The sequence below is a fragment of the Rhodococcus sp. 06-221-2 genome, assembly GCF_002258365.1.
GTDB classification, from domain to species: Bacteria; Actinomycetota; Actinomycetes; order Mycobacteriales; family Mycobacteriaceae; genus Rhodococcoides; species Rhodococcoides fascians.
The window spans coordinates 319,417-330,830 of the sequence record NZ_NOYJ01000030.1; the positions used below are offsets into that span (position 1 = coordinate 319,417).

At 64.8% G+C, this 11,414-nt stretch carries 9 protein-coding genes and 1 pseudogene; 4 read left to right on the forward strand and 6 right to left on the reverse strand.

Going from position 1 to position 11,414, the window contains the following annotated elements; genetic code table 11:
- Nucleotides 1-56 precede the first annotated feature (56 nt).
- From ectA to CH281_RS17715, 4 genes and pseudogenes are all read left to right on the forward strand, one after another.
- A pseudogene (ectA, locus tag CH281_RS27380) lies at nucleotides 57-557 on the forward strand (diaminobutyrate acetyltransferase); the annotation flags it as partial.
- Between the two features lie 48 nt (nucleotides 558-605).
- Nucleotides 606-1,883, forward strand: coding sequence for a diaminobutyrate--2-oxoglutarate transaminase (gene ectB / locus CH281_RS17705; protein ID WP_256983792.1), 1,278 nt, complete (start codon nucleotides 606-608; stop codon nucleotides 1,881-1,883).
- 38 nt (nucleotides 1,884-1,921) lie between these two features.
- Entirely contained in the window at nucleotides 1,922-2,320 is a 399-nt protein-coding gene (locus tag CH281_RS17710) for an ectoine synthase (RefSeq protein ID WP_027497550.1), read from the forward strand.
- 154 nt (nucleotides 2,321-2,474) lie between these two features.
- Nucleotides 2,475-3,293, forward strand: a complete 819-nt coding sequence (locus CH281_RS17715) for a Sir2 family NAD-dependent protein deacetylase (protein ID WP_032368456.1) — start codon at nucleotides 2,475-2,477, stop codon at nucleotides 3,291-3,293.
- Here CH281_RS17715 and proB read toward each other — a convergent pair.
- From proB to ndk, 6 genes are all read right to left on the reverse strand, one after another.
- Nucleotides 3,266-4,345, reverse strand: a complete 1,080-nt coding sequence (gene proB, locus CH281_RS17720) for a glutamate 5-kinase (RefSeq protein WP_371831437.1) — start codon at nucleotides 4,343-4,345, stop codon at nucleotides 3,266-3,268. The two genes, CH281_RS17715 and proB, sit on opposite strands and share 28 nt — an antisense overlap.
- Before the next feature lie 62 nt (nucleotides 4,346-4,407).
- On the reverse strand, nucleotides 4,408-5,859 hold the full coding sequence (gene obgE / locus CH281_RS17725; RefSeq protein WP_032368196.1) for a GTPase ObgE: 1,452 nt from the start codon (nucleotides 5,857-5,859) through the stop codon (nucleotides 4,408-4,410).
- A 171-nt stretch (nucleotides 5,860-6,030) separates the two neighbouring features.
- Nucleotides 6,031-6,294, reverse strand: coding sequence for a 50S ribosomal protein L27 (gene rpmA / locus CH281_RS17730; RefSeq protein ID WP_027497554.1), 264 nt, complete (start codon nucleotides 6,292-6,294; stop codon nucleotides 6,031-6,033).
- Nucleotides 6,295-6,353: 59 nt separating this feature from the next.
- A complete protein-coding gene (gene rplU, locus CH281_RS17735; RefSeq protein ID WP_027497555.1) occupies nucleotides 6,354-6,665 on the reverse strand; it encodes a 50S ribosomal protein L21 in 312 nt (103 codons plus the stop codon).
- A gap of 233 nt (nucleotides 6,666-6,898) precedes the next feature.
- The gene (locus CH281_RS17740) at nucleotides 6,899-10,483 is read right to left on the reverse strand and encodes a translation initiation factor IF-2 N-terminal domain-containing protein (RefSeq protein WP_094694986.1); all 3,585 of its coding nucleotides are present in this window, start codon (nucleotides 10,481-10,483) and stop codon (nucleotides 6,899-6,901) included.
- Nucleotides 10,484-10,970: 487 nt separating this feature from the next.
- Nucleotides 10,971-11,390, reverse strand: a complete 420-nt coding sequence (gene ndk / locus CH281_RS17745; RefSeq protein ID WP_027497557.1) for a nucleoside-diphosphate kinase — start codon at nucleotides 11,388-11,390, stop codon at nucleotides 10,971-10,973.
- Between the last annotated feature and the right edge of the window lie 24 nt (nucleotides 11,391-11,414).

The following is an 11,414-nucleotide window of genomic DNA, read 5'->3' on the forward strand; positions in this document are numbered from 1 at the left end:
TCGATTCTCCGACGCACTCGATATGCTCCCGCCTCCTTGTTACGGTCGTATTTCCTATGAAGCCTGCATTGCTGAGAGGTACCCCGCTCACTGCGCCGGACGCAGTGAAGTTTCGTAAGCCACAGATCTCCGACGGAGTCCGGCTCTGGGAGATCGCAAGAGATTCACGAGTTCTGGATCTGAACTCCAGCTACTCGTACGTGTTGTGGTGCCGAGATTTCGCGGCCACCACTGTCGTATCCGACATCGACGGCCGCGCAGTCGGTTTCGTCACCGGATACATCCGCCAGGACGCCCCTCGAACGCTGTTCGTGTGGCAGGTCGCCGTGGATGCGGACCAGCGCGGCAAGGGACTTGCCGGTCGCATGCTCATGGAGCTGCTCGACCGCCTCGAGCCACAGGGCATCACGCACCTCGAAACCACGATCAGCCCGGACAACGAAGCGTCCATCGCAACCTTCACCAGCCTCGCACGCAAGCAAGGTACCGACATCGTCAAGTCGGATTTGTTCGCGCCCAACGATTTCCCTGATAGCCACGAAGCAGAAGAGCTCTACACCGTAGGCCCGGACGCATCGCGGAATTACGAAAGGAACAAGCAGAACATGACCGAAAAGAACACAGTGACAACAGAGAAGCCCGACGTATTCGAGACCGTCGAGTCCGGCGTGCGTAGCTACAGTCGCCAGTGGCCCGCCGTATTCACCACAGCGAAGAACTCGGTCATCACCGACGAGAACGGCAACGACTACCTCGATTTCTTCGGTGGCGCAGGCGCACTCAATTACGGCCACAACAACGACATGATCAAGAGCGCGTTGGTGGACTACATCACCAGCGATGGCATCACGCACGGACTCGACATGTCCACCGTCGCCAAGCGTGAGTTCCTCGAGTCGTTCAAGAAGAACATCCTCGACCCCCGCGGCTTGGACTACAAGGTTCAGTTCCCCGGTCCGACGGGCACCAACACCGTCGAGGCAGGGCTCAAGCTCGCTCGCAAGGTCACCGGGCGCGAGGCAATCATCAACTTCACCAACGCATTCCACGGCATGACACTCGGCGCGTTGTCGGTCACCGGCAACTCGATGAAGCGAGCTGGCGCCGGAATTCCATTGGTGCACACCACTCCGATGCCGTACGACAACTACTTCGGCGGCGTCACCGAGGACTTCCAGTGGTTCGAGCGCGTTCTCGACGACTCGGGCAGTGGATTCAACCGACCGGCCGCGGTGATCGTAGAGACCATTCAGGGCGAGGGCGGAATCAACGTCGCACGACCGGAGTGGTTGCGCGCGTTGGCCGAACTGTGCTCGCGACGCGAAATTCTGCTGATCGTCGACGACGTGCAGATGGGCTGCGGCCGCACCGGCCAGTTCTTCTCGTTCGAGGAAGCCGGCATCACCCCGGACATCGTCACCCTGTCGAAGTCCATCGGCGGCTACGGCATGCCGCTGGCGCTGACACTGTTCAAGCCCGAGCTGGACGTCTGGGCACCGGGTGAGCACAACGGCACCTTCCGCGGCTTCAACCCGTCGTTCGTCACGGCAAAGGCAGCCATCGACCACTACTGGTCCGACGACAAGTTCGAGAAGGAAACCCTCGCCAAGGGCGAGCACATCCAGGATCGGTTCATGAAGTTGTGCGCCAAGTTCGACGGCATCTCGACTCGCGGTCGCGGCATGGTCCAGGCTCTGGTGTTCGACGACGCGGAGTTGGCCGGCAAGGTGTCTCAGCTGTGCTACGACGAGCGTCTGCTCGTCGAGACCGCGGGCCCCAAGGACGAGGTCGTCAAGCTTCTTCCCCCGTTGACCACGACGATCGACGAGCTCGACCGCGGCCTGGACATCATCGAAAGTGCAGTGGCGAAAGTTCTGTCCTAGCAGCGTCCAGCACACACCGACATCGAAGGAGACATCGCATGATCGTTCGCACCACCGAAGAAATCACCGGAACCGACCGCGACATCTCGAGCGAGGACGGCAACTGGCGCAGCAAGAGAATCATTCTGGGCGGTGACAAGGTCGGCTTCTCGTTCCACGAGACCACCATCCAGCCCGGAACGGTGAACAACTTCCACTACGCGAACCACGTCGAAGCGGTGTGGCTCATCGAGGGTGAAGGAACGCTGACCGATCGCGAGACCGGACAGACGTACGAGCTCGGACCGGGGTCGATGTACCTGCTCAACGGGCACGAGCGTCACACCGTGGAGCCGCGCACGACAATGCGCATGCTGTGTGTGTTCAACCCGCCGGTCGTCGGCAACGAGACGCACGACGAAAACGGCGTGTACCCCCTCGTCGAGGTACCTGCGTAACGCATTTCGTCACAACACCGGGCCCGCACCGACGCATCGTCGGTGCGGGCCCGGTGTCGTCGTTGTCGGTCGATGCGTGACACGACTCTTCGCTATCCTGGACGAGGTGAATGCTCCGACCGCGCCCGCGGAAACGTATCGGCAATTGCTCTCGATGCTGGACGGAAGAACTGTTGCAGTGCTCACCGGTGCCGGCATGTCGACCGACTCCGGAATTCCGGACTATCGGGGTCCGAAGTCACCACCGCGCAATCCGATGACTTTTCAGCAGTTCATCGGTGATGCCGAGTTCAGAAGGCACTACTGGGCGCGTAATCACGTGGGTTGGCGACACATGGACGCGGCAGTGCCCAACGACGGCCACCGAGCCCTGACCCGTCTCGAACGCGCAGGAGTCGTCACCGGCATTATCACCCAGAACGTCGATATGCTGCACACCAAGGCCGGCAGCCGCAACGTCATCGATCTCCACGGTGTCTACGCCCGCGTGCGCTGCCTGAACTGCGAGCGGTTGGTGTCGAGGTTCGAGTTGGCCAGACGCTTGGATCGAGCCAACCCCGGCTTCGTCGAATCCGTTGCTCCGGCCGAGGGCGTCGAGATCGCACCCGACGCCGACGCGATCATCTCGTCCACCGCGCATTTTCGGATGGTCGATTGCGAATCCTGTTCCGGCATACTCAAACCCGACATCGTCTATTTCGGCGAGAGTGTCCCCAAACCGCGCGTCGCCGAGGCCTTCGACCTCGTCGATCGCAGCGACGCGCTGCTGGTGCTGGGGTCCTCGCTGACCGTGATGTCGGGCCTGCGATTCGTCAGACACGCGTTCAAGACCGGCACGCCCGTTGTCATCGTCAATCGGGGTTCTACCCGTGGCGACGAATTCGCCTCTCTCACACTGCATACCGGCTGTTCGGAAACAGCGACAGCGCTGGCCGACGCGTCCGATCAGGCGCGGACGAGATCGTCCGCGTGAACCACCGGACGCTGTAGCTCCGCGGCCAACTCCCCCGTGGACCGCCCGAGCATTCCGGACAACTCCCCGGAGTCGTAGGCGACGACCCCACGGGCCACCAGTACACCGTCGGTATCGACGAGAGAGACGACGTCTCCGCCGTGAAAAGAACCGGACACGGCCGTGATCCCCGCAGACAACAACGACCTGCGCCGCTCGACGACTGCTCGCACGGCACCGGCATCGAGGTGTAGCTCACCTGCCGCGTCGGCCGCATGCCGCACCCAGAACTTTCGTGCCGACAACCGCGTCGGGCGCGCCGCGAAGGCGGTGCCCACTGCGGATGTCGTCAGAGCGTGAGCAGCATCGGATGCCGCGGCCAGCAGCACCGGAACCCCGGCGTCGGCCGCCAGGCGCGCAGCAGAGAGTTTGGAGGCCATACCGCCGGTACCGAGCGCTCCCCCGGACCCGGCGACGACGCCGTCCAGATCCTCCGGGCTGGTCACCTCGGGGATCAACGTGGCCGAGCCCTTACGCGGGTCACCGTCGTACAGCCCGTCCACATCCGAGAGCAGGAACAGCGCGTCGGCACCGACGAGGTGTGCCACGAGTGCCGCCAACCGATCGTTGTCACCGAACCGAATCTCGGCGGTGGCCACGGTGTCGTTCTCGTTGACGATCGCTACTGCGCCGAGCGACCGTAGCCGATCCAAGGTGCGCTGCGCATTACGGTGATTGGTTCGCCGCGCGATGTCCTCGGCGGTCAGCAACACCTGCCCGACCGTGCGGCCGTACCGGTGGAACGACGAACTCCAGGCGTGGACCAGAGCAAGCTGCCCCACGCTCGCCGCAGCCTGCTTCGTTGCGAGGTCACGCGGGCGTCTGGTGAGGCCGAGTGGTGCCATGCCTGCACCGATCGCGCCCGACGAGACGACGACCACGTCGGTGCCGCTACGCATCCGCGACTCGATGGCGTCGGCCAACAGGTCCAGTCGAGCCAGATCGAGACCGGCATCGAGGCTGGTGAGCGCCGAGGATCCGATCTTGACCACGATGCGCTTGGCGTCGGCGATCGTACGACGGGTATCGGTGAGAGCCTCTGCGGGCGAATCGGATTCACGCACCGACACCTCGTCTACTCCTGTTCGGTATCGAGCCCGCGGCGAACCTGACGGGCGTGCTTGCGCTCGGAAGCACCGATGCGCTCGACCTGATCGAGTCGAGCATCGGTGCCGCGACCGGTCATCGTGATCTCGACACCGGCCGGGGTCTGCGGTTCCCAATCGAAGGACACGTCGCCGATGGTGACCGACGCGCCCGGCTGAGCGCCCGCCTTGATCAGTGCATCCTCGACGCCGAGCCGCGCGAGGCGGTCCGCGAGGTAGCCGACAGCCTCGTCATTGGTGAACTGCGTCTGGCGCACCCACCGTTCCGGACGGGTACCGCGCACGATGAAGCCGTCCGGGATGTCCGGATCCTTGACGACCTTGAAGCTGTCGTCGTTTCGTGCGACGGGACGCAGCACCTGACGCCGCGGCTCCGGTGCCGGGTGCGCTGTGCGGTAATCCTCGACGAGCTTCGCCAACGCGAACGTCAGAGGCTTGAGACCGGCGCGCGTCACTGCGGAGATGGTGAACACCGGCCAGCCGCGAGACTCGAATTCCGCGGTGACCATTTCGGCGAGCTCGGCACCCTCGGGAATGTCTGCCTTGTTCAGTACGACGATGCGGGGCCGGTCGGCGAGATCACCGAGGCTGGCATCACCGGACAGGGCCGGCTTGTAGGCCGCCAGCTCCGCTTCGAGAGCGTCGACGTCGGAGATCGGGTCACGGCCCGGATCCAGTGTCGCGCAATCGACTACGTGTGCGAGCACAGCGCATCGCTCGAGGTGACGCAGAAAGTCCAGTCCGAGACCGCGGCCCTGACTCGCGCCGGGGATCAGTCCGGGGACGTCGGCGACGGTGAACGTGGTGTCTCCACTGGAGACGACACCGAGGTTGGGCACCAGTGTGGTGAACGGGTAGTCGGCGATCTTCGGCTTCGCTGCGGAAAGAACCGAAACCAACGAGGACTTACCGGCCGACGGGAATCCGACGAGGCCGACGTCGGCGACGGACTTGAGTTCGAGGACGAGTTCGCGTTCGATGCCCTCTTCGCCGAGCAGAGCGAAACCGGGCGCTCGACGAGCCTTGGACGCCAGTGCTGCGTTGCCGAGCCCGCCGCGCCCGCCGGGAGCGGCGTCGAAACGCGTTCCCTCACCGATCATGTCGGCGAGGACGTTGCCCTTCTTGTCGAGCACGACGGTGCCGTCGGGGACCTTGAGAATCAGGTCCTCTCCGTTGGCCCCTTCTCGGTTTCCGCCCATGCCCTGAGTTCCGTTGCCGGCCTTCGCATGACTGGAGAAGTGGAAGTCGAGCAATGTGTGGACGTTGCTGTCGACGACGAAGATGACTCCGCCACCCTGACCGCCGTTGCCGCCGTCCGGACCGCCGAGAGGCTTGAACTTCTCGCGGTGAACCGAAGAGCAGCCGTTGCCACCTTTGCCGGCGCTGACGTGCAGCACCACGCGGTCGATGAATCGTGACATAGCTGTCTTCGATCCTTTCTGGAAGAAAAACGGGGTGAAAAAAGCGATAGGGGCGGACCGGTCTCGTGACCCTGGTCCGCCCCTATCGGGAGCTGTGAACGTGCGCGGTGGACGTCCGACCCGGGCAGTTGCCTGCCGTGCCGGTCATCGTGAGCGCGAGCTGCAGAAGGACTAGGCCTCTACAGTGACCGGAACGATGTTCACGGTCTTGCGTCCGCGCTTGGCACCGAATTCGACTGCGCCGGGAGCGAGTGCGAACAAGGTGTCGTCGCCGCCACGGCCGACGTTGACGCCGGGGTGGAAGTGCGTGCCGCGCTGGCGGACCAGGATCTCGCCTGCGCCGACGGTCTGGCCGCCGAAACGCTTGACGCCGAGGCGCTGTGCGTTCGAGTCGCGACCGTTACGGGAGCTTGATGCACCCTTCTTATGTGCCATGTTGCATACCCTCCTCGGGGTGAATCAGCTGAAAAGAACTCGGGTCCGGTAAGACCTGGTTACTTGATGCCGGTGACCTTGAGGACAGTCAGCTTCTGCCTGTGTCCCTGACGCTTGTGGTATCCGGTCTTGTTCTTGAACTTGTGGATGCGGATCTTCGGGCCCTTGGTGTGCTCGACGATCTCACTGGCGACCGAGATCTTTGCCAGCTTGTCTGCATCTGTGGTCAGGTCGGATCCGTCTACGACGAGGACCGGAGCAAGCGAGACAGCAGTGCCGGGCGCTCCCTCGATCTTCTCGACCTTGACGAGGTCACCAACAGCGACCTTGTACTGCTTTCCGCCGGTCTTGACGATCGCGTACGTTGCCATCGGAGGGCTACCCCTTGCTTCTTCGAACTTGCTCGCGTTGCGCATGGCACCGCGACTGGTCTGGTAAAACGTGTTTGCTTGCTCCCATTCGGCCGATCCGGACCGAACTGCATCCGAACCACTCGAGAACTGTTTCCACTTGCAGGACCGCTAGGCACAACAAGACAGTGTCACCGGGAGCGACTTATCAAGGTTACGGCAGAGAGACGGCCAGGGTCAAACCGTCTCGACCCCTACACATCGATGTCCACCGGCGGGCCTGCCGGACGTGCCGCTGCCCGTCTCCTGCGCGGACGTGCGGTCGGCACGTCCACCTGCTCGACAGGCTGCTCCGCCGCCGCTGTCAGCGGCGCTGAATCGGCCACCGTGTCACCGCTACCCGAACCTGCGTCGGCACCATCGTCGGCGTCTGCCGTGGCCGAAACCACCATCAGCACACCGGCATCCGGCGCAGCACTGGTCGGCGCGGCGGCCTTCCGAGCCACCCGTCGGCCCCGTCGTGGGGTGGCCACCACCGGCTCCGGCTGGGCGGGGGTGTCGTCGGAGGACTGCGTCGCCCCGGTATCCGCGGAACCGCCGTCGCCGACGGATTCTGCAGCCGGCACCGGCTCGTGAGCCTGCGCGCTGTCCACGGTTGCCTGCGCGGCGTCCGCGTCCTCGTTCGCCGCTGCGGCGACAGCCACGTCCTCGGCCGAGACCACGGTGACCGACTCGTCCTTGTCACCGGCGGAGCCGGACGATGCCTGCGAGACCTCCGCGGGGCTGACATCGGCCACCACGTCGTCATGATGCGCTGCCATCGCCAGAGCCACGGGGTGTGCCCGCTTGATCGACGGGTCGACCACCGGGTGGTCGGTCCCGTCCGTCGTGCCCGACTGTCCGTTCGGCGTCGACCGCTCGGTGTTGTCGGACCGATCGTTTCCGTCGGACTTGGCGTCCTTGCCGCGTCGACGCCTGCTGCCGTTGCCCGAACCGTTCGAGTCCGAACGTGACGAGCTCGGGCGTCCACCGTCGGAGTCCGGCTTGGCGTCGATGGGGAACGGATGCACGATGATTCCGCGACCCTGGCAGTGCTCGCACGTGGTGGAGAAGGCCTCGACCAATCCCGTGCCGAGCTTCTTGCGCGTCATCTGCACCAGACCGAGCGAGGTCACCTCCGACACCTGATGACGGGTCCGGTCACGGCCCAACGCCTCGGTCAGGCGGCGGAGCACCAGATCACGGTTCGATTCCAACACCATGTCGATGAAGTCGACGACGATCATGCCGCCGATGTCGCGCAGACGCATCTGGCGGACGACTTCCTCGGCCGCCTCGATGTTGTTGCGGGTGACGGTCTCTTCCAGGTTGCCGCCGGAGCCGGTGAACTTTCCGGTGTTGACGTCGACGACCGTCATCGCCTCGGTGCGATCGATCACCAGCGTGCCACCCGAGGGCAACCACACCTTGCGATCGAGGGCCTTGGCCAGCTGTTCGTCGATGCGGTGAGCTGCGAACACGTCCACGGAGCTGCCGTTGGCCTCGTAACGCTGCAGGCGCTCCATCATGTCCGGAGCCACGGTCTCCACGTAGTTCGACGTGGTCGTCCACGCCTTGTCACCCTCGATGACGAGCTTCGAGAAGTCCTCGTTGAAGAGGTCGCGGATGACCTTCACCAGCATGTCGGGCTCTTCGTACAGCGTCTGCGGCTGCACGCCCTTGCCTGTTTCTGCGTTCGCGGACCGCTCTTCGATGCTGGCCCACTGGGCCTGCAGCCGCGTCACGTCGCGTGCGAGTTCTTCCTCGCTGACGCCCTCGGCTGCGGTCCTGATGATGACGCCGGCCTCGGGGGGAACGATGTCGCGCAGAATTTCCTTGAGTCGCTTGCGCTCGGTGTCGGGCAGCTTGCGGCTGATTCCGGTGGAACTGCCACCGGGAACGTAGACGAGGAAGCGTCCGGCCAACGACAGCTGAGTCGTCAAGCGGGCGCCCTTGTGGCCCACCGGGTCCTTGCTGACCTGCACCAGAACCTGATCGCCCGGCTTGAGGGCCTGCTCGATCTTGCGCGCGCTTCCGCCGAGACCGGCGGCGTCCCAGTTGACCTCGCCTGCGTACAGCACACCGTTACGACCACGACCGATGTCGATGAACGCTGCTTCCATGCTGGGCAGGACGTTCTGCACGCGGCCGAGATAGACGTTGCCGACCATCGAGGCGGTGGCGCTACTGGTCACGAAGTGCTCCACCAGAACGCCGTCTTCGAGCACGGCGACCTGCGTGGTCAACGGATGGTCCGGGGTGGCCTTCTCGCGAACGACCATCACGCGGTCCACCGACTCACGACGAGCGAGGAATTCCGATTCGGTCAGAATCGGCGGACGACGTCGCCCGGCATCACGGCCGTCACGGCGACGCTGCCGCTTGGCCTCGAGCCGAGTCGAACCGGAGATGCCCTGCACCTCGTCGCGCGGTGCGCGGCTCTTGTTGCGCGGCTCGCGTTCGTGCACGACGGTGTTGGGCGGGTCGTCCTCGGACGAGGCAGCTGCTTCTGCCGCGGCCTCGGCTCCGGTCTTACGACGGCGGCGGCGCCGACGACGACGGCTCGAGCCGTCTCCGTCCGAATCGCCGTTGTCGGAATCACCGTTGTCGGAGTCGCCGAAGTTGTCCTGAGCGCCGGACTCGGACTCGTCGTCACTGTCCTCGCCCTGCTTGTCCGACCCGTCGGTGGTGGCGTCGGTCGTGGCGTTCTGCCGATCGGACCCGCGGCCGCGTGACCGCGAGCGACGCGAACGCCGTCCCGAACTCGAGGACTGGTCGTCGCCGGAGGTCTCGTCGGCATCGGAATCGTCGGACTCGTCCGCTCCGGTGGACTCGCCGTCTACCGAAGAGGCGGACGTGCTGCTGTCCGTCTCGGAGTCGGTGTCGTCCGAATCCTCGTCGGTCGAGTTGTCGTCGGACGACTGCTCTCCGCGTCCACGCCCACGACCGCGGCGACCGCGACGACGGCGACGGGGCTGAGACTGGTCGTCGTCGTCTCCCGAGCCGTCCGCTGCCGAGGACGCCCCGGACTCGTCGGACGACGCATCCGATGCACCGGACTCGGACACGGGAGCACCGGACACAGCGGTGTCCTGCGCGGCGGTGTCGGCGGCGACCGTCGAGACGTTCTCGGCGACGGGCGACTCGCCGGTCGCGGGCTCGTCCGTGGCCTTGTCGGACGCAGCGTTGTTATCGGACGGTGCTTCGTCCTTGGGTGCGGCATTGCGGCTACGTCGACGCCGTGCGGGGGCCTCGGACGGAGCATCCGCCGATTCTGCTGCGGGCTCTGCCGCTGCCGGCTGCAGGAACACCGGCGTCGCGAAGGTCGTGGCCGTGGGTTGGGCGGCCTCGGGCTCGGCCGTGGGCGCGCTGGTGAACAGCGTTGCCTCGGCAGCGGGGACCTCTACCGAGGGAGCCGTCTCGGCCGGCACCTCTACCGATGCGGGCTCGGGCTGCTGGCCTGTCGACGCATCCGGTGCCGGCGACTCCGCTGCGGAGGCATCGGGGGCGGGTGCGGTCGGCCCGTTCACCGAATCGCGCACCGACTCGGCAACGTCTCGGCTCAGACTCGACTGCGCGCTGCGGGCTTCGATGCCGAGCTCACCGAGAGTGACGAGCAACTGCTTGCTGGTCACACCCAGAATCTTCGCCAGTGCATGCACGCGCAGCCTGGTCGGCAATTCGATGGTGTCGGGTTGCACGGAAACCGCGTCGGATTTCGCGGACGACACCGCGTCGGTGTCCTCCGGATTTCCTGCGTTCGTGCTCTGTACATCTTCGGGCGGGCTTTGATCGGCCACGTAGTCTCCTCGGGCCCCCGGGCGCGTTCATCCGAAATCGGGTGTGACGCGGCCACGCGAGGGCAATCCTTGTGTACTCACGTCGGGTTGGACGTCAGCTGTTCGGTCTCGCTCTCCACAAATCGTGTGAGCCACCTCGTGAATCTCGGTGGCCGACGACGGCGTGTGCAGTGCCTGGCTGGATGGTGGTGTCTCGGCGATCCGAGCGCCTGATCATCAAGCATGAACGCGAACGAGCCTGTCTCTCGTTCGCGACTCTGCGATGACGGGCAGCGGGTCGACGACAGTCATCCGATCGATCCCACGAGCACTTTTTCTCTAGCGAACTTCGGTAAAGCTGAACAGAGGTGGAGCGTGTGAACGTACAAGTGCTGTGGGGTCGATCTCCGTCGAGTATCCCACACGCGATGATCCATACGAGCCACGCCGCACCGATCGGACTTCGAGCGGGTGCGGCGTGACTGCGGAAGTGCTCTGCGACGGGCTTCTAGGAGGCGGTCAGGTCGGGGAACCACAGGGCGATCTCGCGCTCTGCGGATTCCACCGAATCGGATCCGTGTACCAGGTTCTGCTGACCGTCGAGGGCCAGGTCACCTCGGATGGTGCCGGGAACTGCTTTGGCAACCGGATCCGTGCCGCCGGCGATCTGACGGAAGGCTTCGATGGCACGGGGGCCTTCGAGAACCGCGGCCACCACGGGCCCGGAGGTGATGAACTCGAGAAGGTCGGGGAAGAACGGCTTGCTCTCGTGCTCCGCGTAGTGAGCCGAGGCCACGTCGCGAGAGACGGTCTTGAGCTCGAGGGCGACGATGCTCAGACCCTTCTTCTCCACGCGGCCGAGGATCTCTCCTACGTAACGCCGGGCAACTCCGTCTGGCTTGATCAGTACTAGGGTGCGATCGGTCACGTCGACGACAGTAATGGACACCGG

Coding starts and splice junctions, on each gene's coding strand:
- ectB (WP_256983792.1), top strand. CDS start 606: ATGACCGAAAAGAACACAGTGACAACAGAGAAGCCCGACGTATTCGAG.
- CH281_RS17710 (WP_027497550.1), top strand. CDS start 1,922: ATGATCGTTCGCACCACCGAAGAAATCACCGGAACCGACCGCGACATC.
- CH281_RS17715 (WP_032368456.1), top strand. CDS start 2,475: ATGCTGGACGGAAGAACTGTTGCAGTGCTCACCGGTGCCGGCATGTCG.
- obgE (WP_032368196.1), bottom strand. CDS start 5,859: ATGTCACGATTCATCGACCGCGTGGTGCTGCACGTCAGCGCCGGCAAA.
- rpmA (WP_027497554.1), bottom strand. CDS start 6,294: ATGGCACATAAGAAGGGTGCATCAAGCTCCCGTAACGGTCGCGACTCG.
- rplU (WP_027497555.1), bottom strand. CDS start 6,665: ATGGCAACGTACGCGATCGTCAAGACCGGCGGAAAGCAGTACAAGGTC.